Origin of the sequence: Bacillus cereus group sp. N11 (assembly GCF_016483605.1) — a bacterium.
In the GTDB taxonomy this organism is placed as follows: domain Bacteria; phylum Bacillota; class Bacilli; order Bacillales; family Bacillaceae_G; genus Bacillus_A; species Bacillus_A toyonensis.
Window position 1 is genome coordinate 60,057 of sequence record NZ_JAEHBN010000001.1, and the last position, 23,471, is coordinate 83,527.

A 23,471-nucleotide genomic window follows, 5' to 3' on the forward strand; every position below is an offset into this window, starting at 1 on the left:
GCAGCTAAGTACTTTTTTAGAAACCTTGCTTGTTTTTTACGATTTAAAACTGCTAAGGAGAGGGAGAAGTATGAGTGAATTGCATTTTATGAGTCTAGAAGAACTGGATAATGAATTGAAAAAATCTGACAGTGGTATTTATTTCATTAAAGATTATAATGACAATATTATTTATGTAGGCAAGGCTTTTAGTATAAAAAGTAGAGTGTTAGCTCATTTTAATAGTTATTCCAATATTAAGGAATATGTACATTTATTTAATAAAGTAGCGTATCTCATTGAAGATAGTTTGTTAAAACGCTCATTGTTACAAGTTACGTATATGATTAAATATAAACCAGTATTAAACAAAGAAGTCCAAAAAGAATTCCCAGAGTTATATAATCAATATATTAAGCAAACAAATAAAAAATCTATGTTGTTAGAAATTGATGAAGCTAAAGAAAAAAGGGATGAGTTAAAGAATAGATTAGTAAAATTAGTGGGTGGAAAAACTATGTTTTATGACATAATTTCTCTGTTAAACAATGGATATAACTATCATGTTCTCGCAAAAGTATTGAGCATAGAACTTCAAACTTTAATTATAATGAAAGAACGCCAAAATAAATTCCCGATACCACATAATTATAAGAGGACAATAAAACATCAAGATATAATGTATGCTTTATCTGGAAAAAAGAATTTAAGTACTTCAAGGTTAAACACTTAAATTTAAAATAGTAAATTCGTTGCTTTTAGCACTTCAACTAGACTGTGCCCCCGAAAGTTAGAGGAGTCGGTTTATTAGATAGCCTCTGGGATATGAGCCTAGTACAATGCTGGGTTCATACCTTTTAATTTTCCCTTGATTCTTTCATGCTTATAGCACTCTATATACTTTGCTAGTTCTTGTTTGAAATCTGTTATACTTTCAAATTCTTTCGATACAGAAATAGACATACAAAAACGCCATCCTTTCCTATGAATCTACAGAAAGAATAGCGATTTTTTCAAAAATGAGTTCTTTTATTGAAAAGCTTTGGTTCTATATGACAGATAAAAGGGCAAGCAGCGCTAAAATAGCGGGGAGTCCTTGTTTCACGATAATTGATTTATTGGATGTGAAACCTCCGAAAATAGCTGCTACCACCACACAAATGATGAAAAATAATTGAATCATATAACCAATGGGATTGTTTCCAAGTATAAGTCCCCAAATGAGGCCAGCTGCTAAGAACCCATTATATAAACCTTGATTTGCAAACATAATGGCTACGTTTCGATCTCCTTCTAAATGCTTCGGCAATTTGAAAGCGCGTTGTGCTACTTTTGAATTAATAAAAAACATTTCGAGAATCATGATAAATAAATGCTCTAATGCTACGATTCCTACTAAAAGAGCTGCGATTATTTCCATGCTATTCTGTCTCCTTTAATCCTTAATATAAATTTTATACTATTTCCATTTTGCAATTCTATCAACAGGGAGAAGATATGAAGCATATCCTTCGTCGGCTACTATATCAAAAGATAGAAGTAGAACTGATGCATAGCGCTCTTTTTCCAAACGAAAGAATGCATTGCTATTTTCCTTGTCATGTCCTCTGATTGGATTTGGATTATACATATGTGCACGTGCTGCCAGCATGAACTGCATGGAGAGAAGTACTAGATCAATCAGTGTAGTTCCGCGATTTTTCTTGGCATGGAAGTTTTTGGGGAAGAATATTTTTCATATGTAAAATAATAAAATGTAATTTATAAATATGAAGTTGATAAAATGAATTCGGATTAATAATATTCCCCAAGCTAATCCTATATAAACCGTTTACAAATTAATTATCTAAGTATTTCTAAGTTTAAAGAGTGCAGTGTCTTCGTTCTTTATTTAATCAATTTTCAAATGTTGATTCAATATTTTCTATTCTCTTGGAACTTAGTTCTCGTTTACTTCTCACAAAAGCAATAAAATCAATTATCTCTTCTGTTGAAAGTACTTCTCCATCTATTAAAAGTGTTGAATCTGGATCGTTTAGGAGTCTTGTAATATCAATTACATCTTTGTTTTGATGTGAATGTTCAATTCGACCTAATATATAATCTACAGACGTATCAAATAAATCTGCTATTTTAGATAAAGATTGTAATGAAGGTAATCTATAACCATTTTCATAACCAGCATAGGTGCTTTTCGCAATCCCAAGTCGATCTGCTGTCTCTTGTAAGGACCATCTTTGATTTTTTCTTAATTCAGATAAACGTTCCAGCATTCGTCTCATACCCCATCTAATTTTATTAAATTAATTATAACATAGAAAAAGAATCAAGAACAGAAAAAAAGTACGCGTATTGAATACGAAAACTTGATTAATTCAAATTAAGTTCTATAATGATAAGTATAAATACGCATTTCGCGAACGATATATCGTTGTTTATTTTATGGAGGGGTTGTGTATGAAGAGAATTTTATTACTTGCAACTGGTGGGACAATTGCATCTGTGGAGGGGAATGAAGGGCTTGTTCCAGGATTGTCCGCTGAGGAATTATTGAATTATTTTTCGAGGTCATCCCGAAACTTAGAAATAGATTGCAAAATCTTAATGAATATTGATAGTACCAATATGCAACCTGAGCATTGGAAAGAAATAGCTAATGCTGTTTTTAATCACTATGATGACTATGACGGGTTTGTGATTACACATGGAACGGATACGTTAGCTTATACATCTTCTGCGTTATCTTATATGCTTCAAGGTTTAAGAAAACCAGTTGTTTTAACAGGCTCACAAGTACCTATTAGTTTTAAAAAGACAGATGCAAAGAAAAATGTAGCTGATGCTCTTAGATTTGCCTGTGAGGATGTTGGCGGTGTGTTTATTGTTTTTGATAGTAGGGTGATTATTGGAACGAGAGCAGTAAAAATGCGAACAAAAAGTTATGATGCATTTGAAAGTGTGAATTATCCATATGTTGCTGAGGTAAATGAAGATGAAGTGAAATATCATTGGAAGCCAACTTCCTCACATAATGAACTTTCAATAGATACTAATTTATGTACGGACGTTTTTCTTATGAAATTGTATCCAGGTACAAAGTTAGAGATATTTGATTGTTTAAAATATTTGTATAAAGGGATTATTATTGAAAGTTTTGGTAACGGTGGATTACCTTTTGAAGGAAGGAACTTGCTTTCGAAAATTCAAGAGTTGACTGAAATGGGGATTGCTGTAGTGATTACTACTCAATGCCTGGAAGAAGGAGAAGACATACTTCTCTATGAAGTAGGACGGAAAGTGGCGCAACATCAAGTAATATTATCTGGAGATATGAATACGGAAGCCATCATAGCAAAGTTGATGTGGACGCTTGGAAAAACTAATAAATTAGAAGAGATTAAAAAAATTATTGAAGAGCCTTTAGCCTACGATTTAACAATAAAATCTGATAAGGATTGGTAATAACTTCATATGATTTATTTAGGTTTTACATTTAATATGGGGGAGAAATTAAAATGTCAATAACAAACAAGAACATGCGAGTGGAGAAGGATTTTTTGGGAGCAAAGGAATTACCCATTAAGGCATATTACGGAATTCAAACTTTACGCGCTGTTGAAAATTTCCCGATTACAGGGTACAAAATTCATGAAAGTTTAATTAGAGCATTCGCAATTGTAAAAAAAGCAGCAGCGCTTGCAAATACAGATGTAGGTAGATTGGAATTGAATAAAGGCGGCGCGATCGCAGAAGCTGCTCAAGAAATTCTAGATGGAAAATGGCACGATCATTTCATCGTCGACCCAATTCAGGGCGGTGCAGGTACTTCAATGAACATGAATGCAAATGAAGTCATTGCCAATCGTGCTCTTGAATTATTAGGAATGGAAAAGGGAGACTATCATTATATTAGTCCAAATAGCCATGTGAATATGGCACAATCAACAAACGATGCATTCCCAACGGCGATTCATATCGCGACATTAAATGCATTAGAAGGCTTATTACAAACGATGGGTTATATGCATGATGTATTTGAATTAAAAGCAGAACAATTCGACCATGTTATTAAAATGGGTCGTACGCATTTACAAGATGCTGTACCAATTCGTCTTGGACAAGAGTTTAAAGCGTATTCTCGCGTACTTGAACGTGATATGAAACGTATTAAGCAATCACGTCAACATTTATATGAAGTAAATATGGGGGCAACTGCAGTTGGTACAGGCCTAAATGCAGATCCAGAGTATATTGAAGCAGTTGTAAAACATCTTGCTACAATTAGTGAATTACCGCTTGTTGGTGCAGAAGACTTAGTAGATGCAACGCAAAATACGGATGCATACACAGAAGTATCAGCAGCACTAAAAGTATGTATGATGAACATGTCTAAAATTGCGAATGACCTTCGCTTAATGGCATCAGGTCCACGTGTTGGTTTAGCAGAAATTATGTTACCAGCTCGTCAACCAGGTTCTTCTATTATGCCAGGGAAAGTAAACCCTGTTATGCCAGAAGTTATTAACCAAATTGCGTTCCAAGTTATTGGTAACGATCATACAATTTGCCTTGCTTCAGAAGCAGGACAATTAGAATTAAATGTTATGGAACCAGTACTTGTTTTCAACTTACTTCAATCTATTAGCATTATGAATAACGGTTTCCGTGCCTTTACAGATAATTGCTTAAAAGGAATTGAAGCGAATGAAGATCGTTTAAAAGAGTACGTTGAGAAAAGTGTAGGAATTATTACAGCCGTGAACCCTCATATCGGTTATGAAGCAGCAGCTCGTGTTGCGAAAGAAGCAATTGCAACAGGTCAATCCGTTCGAGAACTTTGTGTGAAAAATGGTGTATTGTCACAAGAAGACTTAGAGTTAATTCTAGATCCATTCGAAATGACACACCCAGGGATTGCAGGAGCAACTCTTTTAAAGAAAAAATAAATAATGAAGAAACGAAAAGAATCAAAAAAAATCAAAAAAGGATTAGAAATGGTCTTATATGTTGCTCGTTTAGAAACATTTGAACAGGATTTTCATGTGGACAGATTGCAGTTATTTGGAATGATTGATTCTGCTATTCATGAAAATAAACATCTATTTATACGTAGTTATGTGTATCCAGAGGTAAAAGTAGAGCCGAATCTTATTGTAGAAACAGATAAGAAATGGTTTTGATTTATACTCAATCAAGTACTGTCAAATGCAATTAAATATTCATCAAGTAAGAAAGAAAAAGTATTAGTATCGGCGTGTTCAAAAGGACGAGCAATTATTTTGGAAATAAAAGATTATGGGGGTGGTATTCCTACTGCTGATTTACCACGTGTTTTCAATCCATTTTATACTGGAGAAAATGGTAGGAAATTTAAAGAGTCTACGGGAATGGGATTATATCTTGTTAAAGAAGTATGTGAAAAATTAAATCATAAGATTGAGCTAGAATCTGAGGTAGGTAAGGGAACAAAAGTTAGAATCATATTCCCGTATGCATCTCGTTAACCGATGAAAGGTATACTTTTCATCGGTTTTTCTTTTGAATCTTACAAACTTCTCTCTTCAAATGCAACTTAAGCGTAAATTAATTTTTTTGTAAATATGGAACAATGTCATTACTTACACTGTCTATTAAGCGTTGAAACATTTTTTATTTAATAAATTAAGAAAGGAATCATCATTTTTAACTAAGGGAGAAGATTGAATTGAAAAAATTATGGATGCTGTTTTTCATTTGTTTCGCGGTTATGTTAGTAGGGTGTAATAAAAACGAACCGCCCAAACAAGCATTTGAAGAATATGTTAATTTATGGAATGATAAAAAGTTTGCAAATATGTATGATCATTTATCAGATCATGCCAAAAAAACGATTTCTAAAAAAGAATTCACAGAAAAATATCAAAAAATCTATGAGGGGATTGGAGCTAAGAATTTAAAAGTTAAAACGAAAGGAGAGAATACGAAAGATAAAGAACGTTTTCTTTTTGAAGTTAAAATGGATACGGATGGAGGAACAGTTTCATTCATCCATGAAGTAAAACTTGTGAAAGAAAAGGAATCTTGGAAAATAGATTGGACGCCAGACTTCATTTTCCCAGGTATGAAAAAAGATTACAAAGTACGTATGCAAATAGAACAAGGAAAACGCGGAGAAATATACGATCGAAATGGAAAAGGGCTTGCAACGAACGGTAAAGCGTCTGAGGTTGGAATTATTCCAGAGAAACTAGGTGAAACAGCAGCGCAAACGAAAGAAATAGTAGCACAATTACTTGATATGTCTACAGAAGAGGTTGAACAAAAGCTCACAGCGAAATGGATAAAACCAGACTCCTTTGTACCAATTGGCATTTTAAAAGAGGGAACCAGACAGAATGATTATATTGAATTAGAAGGAGTTTCATCTCGCCCAATAAATATTCGTACGTATCCATTAGGAGAAGCAGCGGCACACTTAACAGGATATATAGGAAAGGTGAACGCAGAGGAGTTAAAATCGCTTCAAAAAAAAGGATATCAAGCAGATGATTTAGTGGGTAAGACAGGTTTAGAAAAAGTATTAGAGAATAAATTGCGTGGTGAAAAGGGTGGACGCGTATTTATGGAAGATGAAAACGGGAAAGAGATTAAAAACGTAGCAAAAAAAGAAGCAAAAGAAGGGGAAAATGTTACGTTAACAATTGATGCTGCAATTCAAGAAAAAATCTTTAATGAGATGAAAAATGAAGCAGGATCTAGTGCAGCGGTCAATCCTAAAACGGGTGAAACAATCGCACTTGTAAGTAGCCCTGCTTATAATCCAAATATAATAGTTAGAGGAGCGTCAAAAGTCCAAAGAGAAGCATGGAATAACGACTCTAAACTGCCAATGATGAATCGCTTCACAAAAGCATTTGTACCAGGTTCTGTATTTAAAACGATTACAGGTGCAATTGGTTTGGAAACGAAAACATTAAATCCTAAAGAAGAATTTAAAATTCAAGGATTGAAGTGGACAAAAGATTCATCGTGGGGAAATTATTATGTAACACGTGTGAAGGAAGCTAGTCCAATTGATTTTGAAAAGGCAATGAAGTACTCTGATAATATTTATTTTGCTCAACAAGCTTTGAAAATGGGGAAAGAACAGTATGTAAATGAATTTAAGAAGTACGGATTTCATGAAAAATTACCAATCGAATACGAATTTCCTATTTCAACAATTGCAAAAGATGGGATAAAAAATGATATTCAACTAGCAGACACGGGATATGGACAAGGACAAGTATTAATGACGCCACTTCATTTAGCATTAACATATGCACCGATTGTGAATGAAGGGAATATTCCGTTGCCTCATCTGTTAAAAGAAGCAAAAGTAGCGGGGAATTGGAAAGAAAACGTGGTCTCTAAAAAGAATCAAGAGATAGTAAAGAGTGCATTAATAAAAGTTATTAATGACCCTGACGGCGCTGGGAGAATTGCTAAGGTTGATGGTGTAACTCTTGCTGGTAAAACCGGTACAGCAGAACTGAAGGAGTCGAAAGAAGCAGACGGAAAAGAACTTGGATGGTTTGCAGCGTTTGATGCAAATGCGCCAGACATGATTGTTACCATGATGATTGAAGATGTAAAAGGAAGAGGGGGCAGTAATGTTCCAGGTGAAAAAGTAAAACATGTTTTTCAGAAATAACACTAGATTATAAGGTGAAATCTTTTACTATATATATTATATGTATGCTTAACTCAATAGTATAAATTGGGCAAAACAAAGAACAATTAAGTTTTAAAAAAAGCATTCTCCCTACTTGAGAATGCTTTTTCTATGTTATTGTGGTTCTAAAAAGTTGATATCTTATCATTTTCATTATTTAAATCAAATTCTATTGTTTCAAAAGTGATTTTTGAAATAGTATTTGCAAGTACGGGCTGAATATAGAGTCTGTCATCGAAGAGAATGTAAAGGTGATTATGTAATAAAATGTATTGCATACCTTTACATTTTTCAGGAGAATTCTTCTATCAAAAAAAGATAAACAATGGAACAAATGAAACTTGTATCATGTCTATATATTGAAACCATATTAAAAGTGAGGGCAGTTTTATGTTTATTCAAATAAGTTTGAGGTGTGGAAATGGAACAGAAGTTTATTGAAAAATGTAATCATGATGAGCTTGACTACGTTATTAAAGACTATTGGCAAGATGTATGGAATTATTCATTTATTATTACGAAAGATCCACACTTATCAGATGACATCACACAAGATGTCTTTATAAAGGTTTTTAAACATTGGCATTCGTTTCGAAAGGAGTCATCTATTAAAACGTGGATATTAAAAATTACAAGAAATACAGCGATAAACTATTTGAAATCCTCTTATTTTAAAAGGATATCTTTAGTGGGATTTTTTAGTGACGACAAGCAGTCTTCCTCGGCAGAACAAGAGTTTTTTAAGCAAGAGGAACTAAATGAACTGTGGGATGTTGTATTAAAATTACCTAAAAAACACCGTGAAATACTAATACTGGACGCGAAATATGAATTATCTTATGAAGAAATGGCTGAAACATTAGGTGTATCAATTGGAACAGTCAAATCTAGATTAAGCCGAGCGAGAAGCAAAGTTTCAAAACTAATAGGGGAGGGTAGTAGTGATGAACAGTAAAAAAAATCCTGACTGGTATAGTAAATTGAAAAAAGGCCCAATGGAGCATCGGAAAGATGAAGAAGAATTTATTTATAAAATAAAGCAATCGGTATATCAAAATAGTGAAGTAGATTCTGTAAAAAATAAGAGACCATTTCGTAAAAAAGCATTGCCTGTTGCAGTTGTTTTGGTTTGTACTATGTTATTTTTTATTGTTCAACAACCTTGGCTTGATGACAATAAATCACCGGTACAAAGTAGTACTCAAATTAAGCCGAAAACAAAAGATGAGTCTGCTCAAGATCCATCATTAAAACAATTTATGAATGATTTATATCAAAGCACAAATTCAAAAAATGAAAATGATTTGTATAGAGCATTAAATGATGAAGTTCTATTTAAAGGGAAGCGTTATAAGAAGGATGAATTGAAGTTTGATGAAGACATTTTTCATGAGTTGCAAGTCGCTCTTACAATGGGGGGAGAATTTGCAAATGATACAAAAAAAGTATACAAAGTACCAAGTGGTTTGACAGAAAGTAACCAACCAAAGCAAACGCATTTTATATATGCAACGGTTACTGGAAATAAAACAAAAATTTTAGCTGAACCAAAACGAGAATCACAGGTTGTATATGAAGTATCTAATGAAATGGTAAAAGCTTGGATTCCAGAAAAAGTGCAAAATGATGGATATATAAAAATATCGACAATTAACGGTAATACTGGATATGTACAAAAGGAGTATGTTTTAACTGATATTAAGTATTCATTCATGTTCGAAAAAAATGATAATGGTGAATGGAAAATAATAAATATAGATTCTATATGGTAAAAGAGGAAGGTTCACTTTAATGAACCTTCCTCTTTATTATTATTTTCTTTTTGAAGTGTATGCCAAGACTCTAAAATTTCTGATGTAACGAGAGCAGCGATGTTTTTTTCTGAATTACTACCAGGAATAACGACAGAAATGGCTATTTGTGGATCTTCGGTAGGAGCATATGCAATGAAAAGAGAATGATTTATCATTCTTTCTTGCTCGTTGGGAGAGCCTGTTATACCTGTTTTACCTGCGACTTGAAAGGGCAAGTTTTTAATCTCCTCTATATTTTGACTCATTCCACCTTGCACGACACTCCAAAACTTCATAGGATAACGATTTGAACTTTCTAAAATTGGTTTAAACGTTTTTGTTTCCTTACCGTCAGGACTCATAATAGCACTTACGATTTGAGGTTTATATTTATCACCTTTACTTGCCAAAGTTGCTGCATATTGAGCGAGTTGAAGAGGGGTATGCACTTCATTTCCTCCCCAAGAGGCATTTAATAAAGCGGAGATTCCATTTTCAAACTTATTAGATGGATGGAATTCATATTGTCCGTCTTCTTCAAAGGGTAAATCAATCCCGGTTTTAGAACGTAGACCGAATTGCATTAAATAATCTGTCCATATATGTGCCACTTTTTCTATATTCCCATTATTTTGGTTGAATAAAGGCAGAGCTACTTTTGCTGTCATAAATGTATTAGATGAATTAATGATAGCCTGCCTCGGTGTAATCTCACCTGTTGGCGTTCCAGGTGCATTCGTAATGTTATTTTGATTATCATATTGAAAAGTACCCTTATCTAAATAAGTATCTTCAGGTTGAAAAAGCTTTTCATTTAATCCAATTAAAATAGTAAGTGGCTTTATAGTAGAGGCCATATTTACATAAGATTCGCCATACTTTAATTTTTGAATTGCTTTATTTTGCGAAAGTGATTTAATGTTTTCATTTTTAGATGATACATGTGTATGTAATGTATTTGGATTAAAAACTGCCGAGTTGGCCATAGTTAAAATTGCGCCAGTTTTTATATCAGTCACTACGACATAACCAGCTTTAGCATCATGTATTTTCTTAATTTGAGATCGTAATGCTTCCTCTGTTTTTTGCTGCAATTTCGAGTCTAAAGCTAGCCGGACATCTTTTCCTCTTTGTACTTTTTGAATGTTCCATGAGAACTTTTTATTATTCATTTTAAAAATCAGAGTTTTTCCGGGTTTTCCTTTTAAATCATTTTCATATTGAAGCTCAACCCCACTTTTTCCCACAGGTCCATACTTAGAATTAAGGTCATTTTCTACATATCCAATTAGCTGTGAACCAATTTCGTGTTTTGGATAATATCGAATCCATTCATCTTTAATTATTACATTATTGGGTTTGTTCTTGTTTATGAATGTAAGTTCACTCTCATTTATGTCAGAGTATAACGGTATATCATTCATAGTCTGCTTTTTACAAGATTGTTGTAATTGTGATTTTATGTCCTCTGCAGAAATGTCATGTTGAAACTCGTTTGAAAATTGATTGAAAAAAGCTAATGTGTTTGATGTATCTTGATTCGATAGCTTTTCATCATTAGAAGTGCAATATATAGAATTAACTTTCTTATTTGTAGCTAGTATTACACCATTTTGATCGAAAATTTTTCCTCTTTCAGCTGAAGAAGTTGCGATAGTAATTGAAATGAAGTTGATTTTTACTAAAAGTAGTAAAATCAAACCTACAATAGAAAGAACCGCAAAAAATCTCCATCTTTTTATATGTAACATATAACCCTCCCTTATGTAGCCTATTTCATCTTATAGTTAATTATTTTTTTTGTAAATGTGGAACAACTTTATTACTTAGGTTGTCTATTAAGTATTACAGCATGAGGAAAGGAATAACCAGCATGAAAAGTTACTAGCAAGTCTATGTGTAAGCTTAATATGAGTCATTATACAGTTTAGCATTTCTAATGCAAGCAACAAAAAAATAGAGAGAAAGACAGGAAAGGAGATGTATCAGTTACGCGGCTAAACGAAAAGAAATTGACGCTTACAAGGATGTAGAAAAAAGATAAGACACTATTTATAACTGAATGGTGGTTTCTAATATATAGGGAACGTATTTATTTACTAAGTATTAGTGAGGAGTTCCGGAAGAATTATATGGAGGATTTATGAAAAAACAAAAAGAAAAGAAGCAGCAGACATATATATCTATTCGATTAAATATAATGTTCCTTTGCATATTTCTACTGTTTTCAGCTATTATTATGCAGCTAGGAAAAGTACAAATCGTTGAAGGAGAGGCTTATAAGAACCAAGTGGAAAGCAGTCAAAATGAAACAACTAGTATACCAGTTCCACGTGGACAAATTCTAGATCGAGAAGGAAAAGCAGTCGTTAATAATAAATCTCTTCGCACAATTACGTATACAAGGGTGAAGGGGATTACGAGTGAAGATATTTTAAAAACAGCAAAAGACTTGGCGAAAGTACTTGAAATGCCCGAACAAGATATAAATAAGTTAACCGATATCGATAAAAAAGATTTCTGGATGCAGTTGAATAAGAAACGTGCAGAGACAAAGATAACTAAAAAAGATATAGAAAAGTTTAAAGAAAAGGGAATTGAGGGAAAAGAGTTAGATAAAAAAATTGATGACTTAAGACGAAGTCGCGTTACAGAAGTAGAATTGGCAGAATTAACAGCACAAGATTTAAAGGTGTTAGCTATTAAAAGTAAAATGAGTGCAGGTTATCAACTGACACCACAAATTATCAAAAAAGACGTAACAGATGAAGAGTATGCGCGGATAAGTGAAAAGCTTGAGGAGTTTCCGGGAGTAGATGCAACGGTTGATTGGGAACGTAATTATGTAAATGGTAATTTATTTCGTTCCGTGTTAGGTAATATTACAAGCAGTGAAGAAGGATTACCGAAAGAAAACTTAGATTCTTATTTGGTACGTGGATATAACCGTAATGATCGTGTAGGAAAAAGTTATATTGAACAACGATATGAAGATGCATTACACGGTACAAAAGAAGAAGTGAAAAACATTACTGATAAATCCGGAAATATTGTTAGCACAGAAATAATCTCTAAAGGAAAAAGTGGTAATAGTTTAACATTAACGATTGATATGGAATTACAAAAAAAAGTGGAAGAAAGTATAGAGAAAAACTTGAGAGCTTTTAAGAGTTCAGAGCCACTGTTGGACCGAGCTTTTGTCGTCATGACGAATCCAAATAATGGACAGATTTTATCTATGGCAGGCAAAAAGATTGTAGAAAAAGAAGGGAAAATAGAGATTGAGGATTTGGCTTTAGGTAACATGACAACTTCGTATGAGCTAGGGTCAGCTGTAAAAGGTGCTACTTTATTAACTGGATATGAGACAGGGGCAATACATCCAGGAGATCAATTTTATGACGCGCCTATGAAATTTAAAGGTACACAAGCTAAGAAATCATGGAATGTATCTGGATTTGGTAATATTAATGATTTAAGAGCTTTACAAGTATCTTCGAATGTATACATGTTCCAAACGGCCTTACAAATCGCAGGGGTTAATTACGTACCAAATGGTACGTTGGATATTAAACAAGAAGCATTTGATACGATGCGCTATTATTTTAAACAATTTGGTTTAGGTGTCCCAACAGGTATTGATTTACCGAATGAAATAACCGGACAAACGAGAACGGTAGATAGTCAACCTGGGTTTTTACTAGATTTTTCTATCGGTCAGTATGATACGTATACGCCATTGCAATTGGCACAATATATTTCAACGATTGCGAATGGCGGTTATAGAATGCAACCTCAAATTGTACAAGAAATACGAGAACAATCAATAAAAGAAGAAGAGGTTGGCAAAGTTATACGCTCTATAGAGCCTGTCGTATTAAATCGAGTTGATATGAAGACAGAACATATTGATCGGATAAAAGAGGGGTTTAGATGGGTATTCCAAGAAGGTGATGGAACTGGCGTGAAACATTTCAAAAATGCTCCATATAAACCAGCAGGAAAGACAGGGACAGCTCAAACTGTATATGGAGGAGATGATCCAATTGGTAGAAATGCAAAAGGAGAACGTATGGAATGTTACAATTTAACATTAGTTGGATATGCTCCATATGATAATCCAGAAGTAGCATTTTCTATAGTAGTCCCATGGCTTCATGATGATAAAAGTGGAATTAATTCTATAATTGGAAAGGAAGTTTTAGATGTATACTTTGATTTAAAAAAGCAACGTATACATGGTGAAGCTACTAATACAGATAGTTCTAAGCAAAATTAGAGTACTTTTCTCAGGGAAGAGACCCTGTGTATATAAAAGTCTTTATAAGTTAAAGGAAGATTTAAAATAAGAGATAGCAACTATCACAGTTGCTATCTCTTACTTTTGTTAATATTTTGGCTACTAATTAAAAAGGTTTTAAATTTATGGAACAAACTTGTTTCTTAGATGGTCTATTATGTGTACGTATAAAAACAGGTTTTTAAATAGGATACAGTGTATTGAATTTACTACTTGTTTTCAGTATTGAAAATTTGAAAGGAATGATGATTTTGAAAAACAAGAGGATGCTAAAAATAGGAATATGCGTTGGTATATTAGGTTTAAGTGTTACAAGCCTAGAAGCTTTTACAGGAGGGTCACTGCAAGTTGAAGCGAAAGAAAAGACTGGACAAGTGAAACATAAAAATCAGGCGACGCATAAAGAGTTCTCTCAACTTGAGAAAAAATTTGATGCTCGATTAGGTGTATATGCGATTGATACTGGTACAAATCAAACAATCTCTTATCGACATAACGAAAGATTTGCCTTCGCATCAACCTACAAGGCTTTAGCGGCAGGAGTATTACTACAGCAAAACTCAATTGATACATTAAATGAAGTCATAAAATTTACGAAAGAAGACTTAGTGGATTATTCACCTGTTACAGAGAAACATGTAGATACTGGAATGAAACTAGGAGAAATTGCTGAGGCTGCTGTTCGTTCAAGTGATAATACTGCAGGGAACATTTTATTTCATAAAATAGGCGGACCTAAAGGATATGAAAAAGCGCTTAGACAGATCGGGGATCGGGTTACTATGTCTGATCGCTTTGAAACAGAATTAAACGAAGCTATTCCAGGAGACATTCGTGACACTAGTACAGCGAAAGCAATTGCTACGAATCTTAAAGCTTTTACGGTCGGAAATGCACTTCCTGCTGAAAAACGTAAAATTCTTACAGAGTGGATGAAAGGAAATGCTACAGGGGACAAACTTATTCGTGCAGGCGTACCAACTAACTGGGTAGTTGGAGATAAATCAGGTGCTGGCAGTTACGGGACAAGAAATGATATTGCTATCGTTTGGCCTCCAAATAGAGCACCAATTATCATCGCAATTTTATCTAGTAAAGATGAGAAAGAGGCTACCTATGATAATCAACTCATTGCAGAGGCAACTGAGGTTATAGTTAAGGCTCTTAGGTAATAGTATTTTAGTTTTCGCATTTTTAACATGAAAGTATTAAAAGTATAACGTTAGAAAACGACTTTTTTCGTGTGATAAGAGTCGTTTTTGTATTCTTATTATTAAAAAGGTAAAAGTAAAAATATAACGAATATATATGACGTATCTCATATGAAATTTCATGTACTGTATTATTTTATTAATTTAAATAAATTTCAAGAAAGTATAATATAATTCAGTTAGCATATAGAAGGGTTTGATGAGAATGTAAAGGAGAAAATATGAAAAAGAAGATCAATAGAATCGTAATGATTATTTGTATATTAGTAGGTTTTACAATCTTTTTATATTTACAGAACAATTTAATAAGTATAACTGAGGTTAAAATAACCTCTAGTAAAATACCATCCTCTTTTAAAGGGTATAAAATTCTACAAATTTCAGACTTACACAATAAGCAATTTGGCGATAATCAAGATGTGTTAATTCAAAAAATAAAAAGCATAGACCCAGATATTATTGCGATTACGGGTGATTTAATTGACAGTAAATCATACGATGCAGAAGTTAGTATGCAATTAATACGAGAAATGGTAAAGAAGTATCCTGTATATTTTGTGACAGGAAACCATGAACAATGGTCTGGAAAGTATAACAGTTTAGAAAAAGAGTTGAAGAAATATGATGTCAATGTTTTAAGGAATGAACATGTAGGCATTCGAAAGGGTGAGCAAGAAATAAACTTGCTAGGTATTGATGATCCAGAGTTTGTTACTGGAAACCGTGATGAAGGAAATATTATAATAGGTGAAATTAAAAAAGCGAAAATTGAAATGCAGCCAGATAGATATAATGTATTATTATCCCATAGGCCTGAATTTATTAAGGAATATACGAATGAGAGATTGGATTTGGTTTTATCGGGACATGCTCATGGAGGGCAAGTTAGATTGCCATTTATCGGAGGATTAGTTGCGCCAAATCAAGGTGTTTTACCTAAATATACAGCGGGTTTATATGTAGAACAAAATACATCAATGGTAGTTAGTAGAGGGTTAGGAAATAGTATCATTCCGCAAAGAATTTTGAATAGGCCAGAAATTGTAGTCGTGCAGCTAAATTAAGTTGTACGATTTTTTTATACAAAAATGAGTAAAGGGGCTTTATGTATTTTGCAGGAGTTAACATTACAATTTTGTTAAAAATTTTCTACGTTACATAAAGTAACAAAATTTGACCTGAAGAGTTTGTTATAGTGTAAATAATCAAAAAACTTAAAAATTAGTCGAGTGAAAAGTGTGATAAAGAATTTATGTAAAAAAACTTAAAGGGGTGTACACATGCATAAAGAATATGAAATTGAAGAGTATACGGCGATTGAGGAACAAATACATTATTATTGTCAATGTTTATTAGTGAGCCATCCTGAGCAAATTATAAAATACTTAGAAAAAAGATTAGAAAAATATGCAGAAACATTACAATATGCACATTTATATCCCGATACAGTTATTTTACCGTTACAGCAATTAGTTATCGAATATTCTTTAGATCTTGCTAGAATTAGGAAGTATATGAATTTAGAAACATAAAGTAAAATGCATAGTTTAAATGAAACAGAGTCGACTTTAAGAAATTATATTCTAATGTCGACTCTGTTTCATTGTTTAATATTGTTGATTGAAAATAAATACTAATCAATGAAGATTGACATATAATGACGCAAGAGTAAAATAAAAGTGAGTACTCACTCATTTTATAGAAAAGAGGGATAATACGTGCAAAAACCTTCAATTGTTTTACAGAATGTATCGAAAAGTTTTGGGAAAAAAGAAGTTTTACACGATCTTTCATTACAAATTGAAAAAGCAGAGATATTTGGTTTAGTTGGGCCTTCAGGATCAGGGAAAACGACGCTTATTAAATTGATTGCAGGTATTAATCAAGCAACTAAAGGTAATGTATTTGTATACAACATTAACATGCCAAATTTAAATGAGATGAAAAGAATTGGCTATATGGCTCAAGCTGATGCATTATACGAAGAACTATCAGCATATGAAAATGCAGATTTTATTGCAACGATGTATGGATTAAAGGGAAAACATAAAAAGGAAAGAATCAAAGAGGTTTTTGACCTTGTACAATTATCACAACATATGAAAAAGCAAGTACAGCATTTTTCAGGTGGGATGAAAAAGCGTCTATCATTAGCGATAGCACTTCTTCATGAACCTGAAATATTAATTTTAGATGAGCCAACAGTGGGGATAGATCCGTTGCTTAGAAAAACAATATGGGGGGAATTTTATGAACTTAAAAAGAAAGGAACAACTATTATTATAACGACGCACATTATGGATGAAGCAGAGTTTTGTGAGCGTCTAGGATTGATTAGAGAAGGGAACTTAGTTGCGGTTGGAACGCCAGAGGAATTGAAAAAACGTGTATCATCAAGACGAATTGAAGATGTCTTTTTGTTAGTAGAGGGGGTTGAATCGTGAGAGTTAATGGTGTAATCATTCGTATTATTCGTCAATTTTTCCGAGATAAACGTTCGTTAGCCATGATGTTTGGGGCACCAATGTTATTACTTTGGCTATTGTCTTTAATATTTACACAAAAAGATTATATACCACATATTGCTGTAGTGGATGTGCCCGCTCCTATAGTAAAAGTGATGAAAAATCAAGAAGCCTCAATTTATGAATATAGCAAAGAGAAAGCGATTTCTGAGTTGGAAAAACAAAAGATCGATGCAGTAATTCATTTAGAGAATGGAAAAATAAATCTTTTGTTAGAGGGCAGTGATTCGTCGAAAAACCGTGCTGTACTCCAAATATTGCAAAAGAGCACAGAGAAGAATGATGTATCGATAATGAAACCTGAAGTGAATTATTTACATGGCTCTAAAGACTTTACGATGTTTGATGGGCTCGGTCCCGTGTTAATTGGATTCTTTACATTTTTCTTTGTATTCATTTTGTCGGGAGTTTCTTTCGTAAGAGAACGTTTAAGTGGTACATTAGAGCGATTATTGTCCACACCAGTTAGACGATGGGAAATAGTTGTTGGGTATATAATTGGTTTTGGAATTTTTGCATTCATACAATCTGTTATAATTGTAAGTTTTTCAGTCTATGTTTTAGGTTTATATGTAGCAGGTTCTATATGGCTAACGCTACTTATTACATGTATGCTCTCTTTAACGGCACTAACATTAGGGACGTTTTTATCAGCATACGCAAATAATGAATTTCAAATGATCCAGTTTATACCACTTGTTATTGTGCCACAAATTTTCTTTTCTGGGTTGTTTCCAATTGAATCTATGAATAAGTGGCTCCAAATGTTAGGGAAATTATTTCCACTCACGTACGGCGCTGATGCAATGAGGCAAGTGATGATTCGAAATCAAGGATTTACAGAAATTGCATTGGATCTTACTGTATTACTACTTTTTTCACTATTATTTGCAGTAGGAAATGTATTTGCTTTAAAGAAACATCGCAAAATATAATAATGACAAAAAGGAGCTTTGTACATGAAGAAGGATTGGCTTGAGGAATTAATTGCTGCAACTAATACTGATAAACGAAATGAACGTCAAATGCGTATTTTAGAAGCAGCTGTTGATATGTTTGGAGAAAAAGGATATGCTTCAACTTCAACAAGTGAAATTGCAAAGCGTGCTGGTGTAGCGGAAGGAACAATCTTCCGCTACTATAAGACGAAAAAAGATTTATTGTTAGCGGTCGTAATGCCAACTTTAACAAAGTTTGCTGCACCATTTTTCGTACAAGCTTTTGCGAAAGAGATATTTAAAACTGATTATGAATCGTATGAAGGGCTTTTAAGAGTAGTCATTCATAATCGATTTGAATTTGCCAAAAAGCACTTTCCAATGATTAAAATATTAATTCAAGAAGTTCCGTTTCAGCCAGAGCTAAAAAGTGAAATACAACAATTAGTAGAAACAGAACTGCTTTCACATTTTAAAAAGTTAATTGTAAAGTTTCAAGAAGAAGGAGAAATTATTGAGATGCCACCACCTTCCGTATTACGGCTTACATTATCAGCTGTTTTAGGATTTCTATTAACTCGATTTTTATTATTGCCTGAAGAAAAATGGGATGATGAAGCGGAAATTGAAAATACGATTCAATTTATACTGTATGGATTAACACCACGAATTTAATCATAAGTAAAAATATGTTGAAGTGTAAAGTACATATATTACTTTTAAACAAATAATAAATCGCCTTTAAAAAGGCGATTTATATTCATTATATATTTTTGATAAATAAGTACTTGTTTACTAAAAACATTATAAATTAGCGTGTTTCTTTGTCTCTTCTTCTAAGACCTAATAATCCTGCTAGTCCTAATAAACCAAGCCAAGCCCAATTATTATTTTTATCACGATTATCATTAAAATCATTTGTCGTATTTACATTTCGAGTTCTCACATCATTATTAACTCTGTCTAAGTTATTGTCATTAACTCGAGTTGAAATGTCAGTGTTATTAACTCTATTCATATTATTTCCATCGTATTCAGCTTGCGCCGATGTACCTAAAAACATAATAGATAGTGCTAAAACACTTAAAATAGATGATAATTTCTTTTTCATAACAATCCCTCCTTTCTTAATCATTAATTTCTCCGAAGCATGTGTGTATTATTCATTTCACAATATCTAAACCCTCATTAATAGGGCGCACATTTATAGAAAATAGAGTTGAATGATTGTTAATATATCATTGGATATATATTTCTCATAAAAATAACTGAATCAAACTTTGCTTAAAATGTTAATCTTAGTACAATTTATATTATACGGACTAGCACTAAGGAGGTAATGAAATGCGACAATTTGCAAAACCTACAATCGTCGTAAGTAAATGTTTAGAATTTGATGCTTGTCGTTATAATGGAGAAATGATTCCGGATGTAACAATACGAAATTTGCAGCCATTTGTTACATTTATACCTGTTTGTCCAGAAGTCGAGATTGGATTGGGAATTCCTCGTGAAACGATACGAATCGTAGAAGAAAATGGTGTGAATAAACTTGTGCAACCGTCGACAAGAGAAGACGTTACTGAAAAAATGGAGCAGTTTTCAAATGACTTTTTACAAACGATATCGGATGTGGATGGTTTTATTTTAAAGAATCGTTCACCAAGTTGTGGTACGCGTGATGTGAAAATTTATTCTGGTTTTGAAAAAGCGCCAGCAAAGGGAAAAGGAGCTGGCTTATTTGGCGGAGCAGTAGTAAAAAAATTTTCGCATCTTCCTATTGAAGAGGAAGGTAGATTGTCGAATTTTATTATTAGAGAGCATTTCTTTACAAGGCTATTTACAATCGCATATTACAAAATGATTAAACACAATAAAAATATGAAAGAACTTGTATCGTTTCAGTCGGATAATAAATATTTATTTATGGCATATAATCAGGTGAAACAAAAGGAATTAGGGCGTATAATTGCAAATCACAAAAAAGAAAAGATTGAAGTGGTATTTGAAAACTATGAGAAGACTTTATATGAATTATTTATGCGCACACCCCGTTATACATCGAATGTAAATGTATGCGAGCACATTTTTGGATATTTTAAAACAAAGCTAAAAAAACAAGAAAAAGATCATTTTATAGAACTGTTACAAAAGTATGCAGAAAAGAAAATACCGCTTAGTAGTTTACTTACAATTTTAAAATCATGGGCCATTCGATTTGATGAAAAGTATTTATTAAGACAAACGTATTTCGAACCATACCCTGAAGCGTTAGTAGAAATTTCTGATTCGGGAAAAGGTAGAGATTATTAAACAATAAATTACATAATTCGACACAAAACCTCCTATGTTGTTGTAGAACAATGTAGGAATTTTTTTGTGCATTAGTACAGAATCTGTTTTAAAATTAAGTTATGACAGAATTGTAGCAATTGTCTAACTAATATTATTGTCTTTTAAGTTGTTATGTTTGTAGTAGAAACTCGCACGCTGTCGAAACTCAATATTCGATAAGGGGTGTGTAGCGGAATGGAATTTACTCTAACTCGCGAAAAACAAATGATTAAAGAAATGGTACGTGACTTTGCTGAAAAGGAAATCGCACCGAAAGCTGTGTATTATGACAAAACTGCAGAGTTTCCATATGAAACATTTCAAAAAATGGGCGAACTAGGATTATTAGGCATCCCATTCCCAGAAGAGTATGGAGGTTCAGGTGGCGATACAGTATCGTACGCGCTAGCAGTTGAAGAAATTGGTCGTGCTTGTGGTGGTACAGGATTAAGCTACGCTGCAACAATTTCATTAGGTGCTTCTCCAATTTATTATTTCGGTACAGAAGAACAAAAACAAAAATATTTAGTTCCAATGGCATCAGGTAAAACGTTAGGCGCTTTCGGATTAACGGAGCCAAACGCTGGATCAGATGCAGGAGGTACACAAACGAAAGCTGTATTAGATGGTGATGAGTATGTAATCAGTGGTGAAAAGTGCTGGATTACAAACGCAGAGTATGCAAATACAATTATTGTAACCGCTATCAACGGTGTTGAAGAGAATGGTAGAAAACGTATTTCTGCATTTATCGTACCGACTACAAGTGAAGGATTAACGATCTCAAGTCCTTACGATAAGATGGGTGTTCGCGCTTCTAATACTTGTGAAATCGTACTTGATGGTGTCCGTGTACCGAAAGAAAATATTCTTGGTGATGTTAATAAAGGATTTAAACAATTCTTATATACACTTGATGGAGGACGTATTTCAATTGCAGCATTAGCAGTAGGTATTGCACAATCTGCATTTGAACGTGCATTGCAATATGCGAAAGAACGTCAACAATTTGGAAAAACAATTTCTAATTTCCAAGCGATTCAATTTAAATTAGCGGATATGGCGACTGAAGTAGAGTTAGCACGTAATTTAGTACATAAAGCAGCTTGGTTAAAAGATAACGATAAACCTTTCGGTAAAGAAGCGGCTATGGCAAAACTATTTGCATCTGAAGCAGCTAGTCGTATTGCGAATCATGCAGTACAAATTCATGGTGGTTATGGCTATATGCGTGAATATGAAGTTGAAAGACATATTCGTGATGCAAAACTGTTAGAAATTGGTGAAGGAACTTCTGAAATTCAACGTCTCGTAATTGCTAGACATTTAGGATGTAGATAAAAAGGAGGAATCACTATGTTTCAAAAAATATTAATTGCCAATCGCGGGGAAATCGCAGTTCGCATTATGAAAACTTGTCAAAAACTTGGAATTCGTACCGTCGCTATTTATTCTGAGGCTGATGAAAATGCCCTTCATGTAAAAATGGCAAATGAAGCTTATCTAGTAGGTGGTCCACGAGTTCAAGAAAGCTATTTAAACCTTGAAAAAATTATTGAAATAGCTAAGAAGACAAATGTTGAAGCAATCCATCCGGGGTACGGATTATTATCAGAGAATCCATCTTTTCCGATTCGCTGTAAAGAAGAAGGAATCGTATTTATTGGTCCTTCAGAAGAAATCATTACGAAGATGGGAAGTAAAATTGAGTCACGTATAGCAATGCAAGCAGCAGATGTACCAGTAGTTCCAGGTATTACTACAAATATTGAAACTGTTGAAGAGGCAATTGAAATTGCAAAACAAATTGGTTATCCATTAATGCTTAAGGCATCCGCGGGCGGCGGAGGCATTGGAATGCAGTTGATGGAAACTGAGCAAACGCTCACCAAAGCATTTGAAAGTAACAAAACAAGGGCACAAAATTTCTTCGGTAATGGAGAAATGTATTTAGAGCGTTATATTGCAGACGCGCATCATATTGAAATTCAGCTTTTAGCAGATACACATGGTAACACAGTGTACTTATGGGAACGTGAATGTTCCGTACAGCGCCGAAATCAAAAAGTAATCGAAGAAGCACCTTCACCTTTTTTAGATGAAGGTACACGAAAAGCAATGGGAGAAGTGGCTGTACAAGCTGCTAAAGCTCTTGGGTATACAAATGCAGGTACAGTTGAGTTTCTTGTAGATGATCAGAAAAATTTCTATTTCTTAGAAATGAATACGAGATTACAAGTAGAGCATCCCGTTACAGAAGAAATTACGGGGTTAGATCTTGTAGAACAACAACTTCTTATCGCAAGTGGAGAGAAACTATCATTTACTCAGGATGATGTAAAACGTAGTGGTCATGCCATTGAAGCACGTATTTATGCAGAAGATCCGAAAACATTCTTCCCGTCACCTGGGAAAATTACAGATTTAACATTACCATCAAATATACGTATGGATCACTTTTTAGAGAATCATGTAACAATTACACCGTTTTATGATCCAATGATTGCAAAAGTCATTGCTCATGGTGAAACTCGTGAAGAGGCAATTTCAAAATTAGAAAATGCTCTAGAGGAGTTGAAAATTGAAGGTATTAAAACAAATACACCGATGCTACTGCAAGTGCTCGGAGACGATGTGTTCAAAAGTGGTATTTATACAACGGGTTTCGTAACGAAACAGCTTGTTAAAAAATAAGATT

Annotated in this window: 20 protein-coding genes and 3 pseudogenes; 17 read left to right on the forward strand and 6 right to left on the reverse strand. The window is 33.4% G+C overall.

Annotated features, from left to right (window positions below; all coding sequences use genetic code 11):
* Window positions 1-70 precede the first annotated feature (70 nt).
* A complete protein-coding gene (locus JDS98_RS00295) occupies window positions 71-712 on the forward strand; it encodes a nucleotide excision repair endonuclease (RefSeq protein ID WP_199633416.1) in 642 nt (213 codons plus the stop codon).
* 98 nt (window positions 713-810) lie between these two features.
* On the opposite strand, the pseudogene JDS98_RS00300 reads toward JDS98_RS00295, so the two are convergent.
* The 4 genes and pseudogenes from JDS98_RS00300 to ansR all read right to left on the reverse strand — a co-directional run.
* A pseudogene (locus JDS98_RS00300) lies at window positions 811-924 on the reverse strand (IS3 family transposase); the annotation flags it as partial.
* A 103-nt stretch (window positions 925-1,027) separates the two neighbouring features.
* Window positions 1,028-1,399, reverse strand: a complete 372-nt coding sequence (locus JDS98_RS00305; RefSeq protein ID WP_000402496.1) for a DUF1304 domain-containing protein — start codon at window positions 1,397-1,399, stop codon at window positions 1,028-1,030.
* Window positions 1,400-1,438: 39 nt separating this feature from the next.
* Window positions 1,439-1,687, reverse strand: a pseudogene (locus JDS98_RS30530) (nitroreductase family protein); the annotation flags it as partial.
* Window positions 1,688-1,874: 187 nt separating this feature from the next.
* The gene (ansR, locus tag JDS98_RS00310; RefSeq protein WP_000893561.1) at window positions 1,875-2,252 is read right to left on the reverse strand and encodes an HTH-type transcriptional regulator AnsR; all 378 of its coding nucleotides are present in this window, start codon (window positions 2,250-2,252) and stop codon (window positions 1,875-1,877) included.
* Between the two features lie 184 nt (window positions 2,253-2,436).
* On the opposite strand from ansR, the gene ansA reads away from it, so the two are divergent.
* From ansA to JDS98_RS00340, 6 genes and pseudogenes are all read left to right on the forward strand, one after another.
* Entirely contained in the window at window positions 2,437-3,441 is a 1,005-nt protein-coding gene (gene ansA / locus JDS98_RS00315) for an asparaginase (protein ID WP_097959941.1), read from the forward strand.
* 53 nt (window positions 3,442-3,494) lie between these two features.
* Window positions 3,495-4,925: an aspartate ammonia-lyase gene (gene aspA / locus JDS98_RS00320; RefSeq protein ID WP_000028978.1), complete on the forward strand. Its 1,431-nt coding sequence runs from the start codon at window positions 3,495-3,497 to the stop codon at window positions 4,923-4,925.
* Window positions 4,926-4,940: 15 nt separating this feature from the next.
* Window positions 4,941-5,483, forward strand: a pseudogene (locus tag JDS98_RS00325) (ATP-binding protein); the annotation flags it as partial.
* 200 nt (window positions 5,484-5,683) lie between these two features.
* Window positions 5,684-7,651: a penicillin-binding transpeptidase domain-containing protein gene (locus JDS98_RS00330; protein WP_098912006.1), complete on the forward strand. Its 1,968-nt coding sequence runs from the start codon at window positions 5,684-5,686 to the stop codon at window positions 7,649-7,651.
* A gap of 442 nt (window positions 7,652-8,093) precedes the next feature.
* Complete coding sequence (locus JDS98_RS00335) at window positions 8,094-8,627, forward strand: RNA polymerase sigma factor (RefSeq protein WP_000435492.1); 534 nt, start codon at window positions 8,094-8,096, stop codon at window positions 8,625-8,627.
* Window positions 8,617-9,444 (forward strand): SH3 domain-containing protein, encoded by an 828-nt coding sequence (locus JDS98_RS00340; RefSeq protein ID WP_098710994.1) that lies wholly within the window; start codon window positions 8,617-8,619, stop codon window positions 9,442-9,444. The genes JDS98_RS00335 and JDS98_RS00340 overlap by 11 nt, the downstream gene beginning before the upstream one ends.
* Window positions 9,445-9,455: 11 nt before the next feature.
* Here the strand turns inward: JDS98_RS00340 and JDS98_RS00345 are convergent, their stop codons facing one another.
* A complete protein-coding gene (locus JDS98_RS00345) occupies window positions 9,456-11,216 on the reverse strand; it encodes a peptidoglycan D,D-transpeptidase FtsI family protein (protein ID WP_199633417.1) in 1,761 nt (586 codons plus the stop codon).
* Window positions 11,217-11,608: 392 nt separating this feature from the next.
* Here JDS98_RS00345 and JDS98_RS00350 point away from each other — a divergent pair, with 392 nt between their 5' ends.
* The 7 genes from JDS98_RS00350 to JDS98_RS00380 all read left to right on the forward strand — a co-directional run bounded on the left by JDS98_RS00350 (window position 11,609) and on the right by JDS98_RS00380 (window position 19,114).
* Window positions 11,609-13,744, forward strand: coding sequence for a peptidoglycan D,D-transpeptidase FtsI family protein (locus tag JDS98_RS00350; RefSeq protein ID WP_000744256.1), 2,136 nt, complete (start codon window positions 11,609-11,611; stop codon window positions 13,742-13,744).
* 266 nt (window positions 13,745-14,010) lie between these two features.
* Window positions 14,011-14,937, forward strand: a complete 927-nt coding sequence (gene bla / locus JDS98_RS00355) for a class A beta-lactamase Bla1 (protein WP_141555967.1) — start codon at window positions 14,011-14,013, stop codon at window positions 14,935-14,937.
* Window positions 14,938-15,197: 260 nt separating this feature from the next.
* Window positions 15,198-16,040 carry a metallophosphoesterase gene (locus JDS98_RS00360; RefSeq protein WP_098711569.1) on the forward strand — a complete coding sequence of 281 codons (843 nt, stop codon included), beginning with the start codon at window positions 15,198-15,200 and terminating at the stop codon, window positions 16,038-16,040.
* Between the two features lie 216 nt (window positions 16,041-16,256).
* Complete coding sequence (locus JDS98_RS00365; protein WP_000548627.1) at window positions 16,257-16,508, forward strand: hypothetical protein; 252 nt, start codon at window positions 16,257-16,259, stop codon at window positions 16,506-16,508.
* Window positions 16,509-16,694: 186 nt separating this feature from the next.
* Window positions 16,695-17,420, forward strand: a complete 726-nt coding sequence (locus JDS98_RS00370) for an ABC transporter ATP-binding protein (RefSeq protein ID WP_098711570.1) — start codon at window positions 16,695-16,697, stop codon at window positions 17,418-17,420.
* The gene (locus tag JDS98_RS00375; RefSeq protein ID WP_199633418.1) at window positions 17,417-18,436 is read left to right on the forward strand and encodes an ABC transporter permease; all 1,020 of its coding nucleotides are present in this window, start codon (window positions 17,417-17,419) and stop codon (window positions 18,434-18,436) included. Before JDS98_RS00370 ends, JDS98_RS00375 begins: the two co-directional genes overlap by 4 nt.
* A gap of 24 nt (window positions 18,437-18,460) precedes the next feature.
* Window positions 18,461-19,114, forward strand: a complete 654-nt coding sequence (locus JDS98_RS00380) for a TetR/AcrR family transcriptional regulator (RefSeq protein ID WP_000711175.1) — start codon at window positions 18,461-18,463, stop codon at window positions 19,112-19,114.
* Window positions 19,115-19,250: 136 nt separating this feature from the next.
* Here the strand turns inward: JDS98_RS00380 and JDS98_RS00385 are convergent, their stop codons facing one another.
* Entirely contained in the window at window positions 19,251-19,550 is a 300-nt protein-coding gene (locus JDS98_RS00385; protein ID WP_199633572.1) for a WGxxGxxG family protein, read from the reverse strand.
* A gap of 233 nt (window positions 19,551-19,783) precedes the next feature.
* Between JDS98_RS00385 and JDS98_RS00390 the strand changes: the two genes are divergently transcribed.
* From JDS98_RS00390 to JDS98_RS00400, 3 genes are all read left to right on the forward strand, one after another.
* Window positions 19,784-20,752, forward strand: a complete 969-nt coding sequence (locus JDS98_RS00390) for a YbgA family protein (protein WP_087969225.1) — start codon at window positions 19,784-19,786, stop codon at window positions 20,750-20,752.
* 216 nt (window positions 20,753-20,968) lie between these two features.
* Window positions 20,969-22,114 carry an acyl-CoA dehydrogenase gene (locus JDS98_RS00395; RefSeq protein ID WP_000397277.1) on the forward strand — a complete coding sequence of 382 codons (1,146 nt, stop codon included), beginning with the start codon at window positions 20,969-20,971 and terminating at the stop codon, window positions 22,112-22,114.
* A 15-nt stretch (window positions 22,115-22,129) separates the two neighbouring features.
* Window positions 22,130-23,467 (forward strand): acetyl-CoA carboxylase biotin carboxylase subunit, encoded by a 1,338-nt coding sequence (locus tag JDS98_RS00400; RefSeq protein ID WP_199633419.1) that lies wholly within the window; start codon window positions 22,130-22,132, stop codon window positions 23,465-23,467.
* Window positions 23,468-23,471: the final 4 nt, after the last annotated feature.

What these genes read in the sequence shown, in the direction of transcription:
- JDS98_RS00360 (WP_098711569.1), top strand. Translation starts at nt 15,198, where the DNA reads ATGAAAAAGAAGATCAATAGAATCGTAATGATTATTTGTATATTAGTA.
- JDS98_RS00385 (WP_199633572.1), bottom strand. Translation starts at nt 19,550, where the DNA reads ATGAAAAAGAAATTATCATCTATTTTAAGTGTTTTAGCACTATCTATT.
- JDS98_RS00295 (WP_199633416.1), top strand. Translation starts at nt 71, where the DNA reads ATGAGTGAATTGCATTTTATGAGTCTAGAAGAACTGGATAATGAATTG.
- JDS98_RS00395 (WP_000397277.1), top strand. Translation starts at nt 20,969, where the DNA reads ATGGAATTTACTCTAACTCGCGAAAAACAAATGATTAAAGAAATGGTA.
- JDS98_RS00380 (WP_000711175.1), top strand. Translation starts at nt 18,461, where the DNA reads ATGAAGAAGGATTGGCTTGAGGAATTAATTGCTGCAACTAATACTGAT.
- JDS98_RS00340 (WP_098710994.1), top strand. Translation starts at nt 8,617, where the DNA reads ATGAACAGTAAAAAAAATCCTGACTGGTATAGTAAATTGAAAAAAGGC.
- JDS98_RS00305 (WP_000402496.1), bottom strand. Translation starts at nt 1,399, where the DNA reads ATGGAAATAATCGCAGCTCTTTTAGTAGGAATCGTAGCATTAGAGCAT.
- JDS98_RS00390 (WP_087969225.1), top strand. Translation starts at nt 19,784, where the DNA reads ATGCGACAATTTGCAAAACCTACAATCGTCGTAAGTAAATGTTTAGAA.
- JDS98_RS00350 (WP_000744256.1), top strand. Translation starts at nt 11,609, where the DNA reads ATGAAAAAACAAAAAGAAAAGAAGCAGCAGACATATATATCTATTCGA.
- bla (WP_141555967.1), top strand. Translation starts at nt 14,011, where the DNA reads ATGATTTTGAAAAACAAGAGGATGCTAAAAATAGGAATATGCGTTGGT.
- JDS98_RS00365 (WP_000548627.1), top strand. Translation starts at nt 16,257, where the DNA reads ATGCATAAAGAATATGAAATTGAAGAGTATACGGCGATTGAGGAACAA.
- ansR (WP_000893561.1), bottom strand. Translation starts at nt 2,252, where the DNA reads ATGCTGGAACGTTTATCTGAATTAAGAAAAAATCAAAGATGGTCCTTA.
- ansA (WP_097959941.1), top strand. Translation starts at nt 2,437, where the DNA reads ATGAAGAGAATTTTATTACTTGCAACTGGTGGGACAATTGCATCTGTG.
- aspA (WP_000028978.1), top strand. Translation starts at nt 3,495, where the DNA reads ATGTCAATAACAAACAAGAACATGCGAGTGGAGAAGGATTTTTTGGGA.
- JDS98_RS00345 (WP_199633417.1), bottom strand. Translation starts at nt 11,216, where the DNA reads ATGTTACATATAAAAAGATGGAGATTTTTTGCGGTTCTTTCTATTGTA.
- JDS98_RS00400 (WP_199633419.1), top strand. Translation starts at nt 22,130, where the DNA reads ATGTTTCAAAAAATATTAATTGCCAATCGCGGGGAAATCGCAGTTCGC.
- JDS98_RS00335 (WP_000435492.1), top strand. Translation starts at nt 8,094, where the DNA reads ATGGAACAGAAGTTTATTGAAAAATGTAATCATGATGAGCTTGACTAC.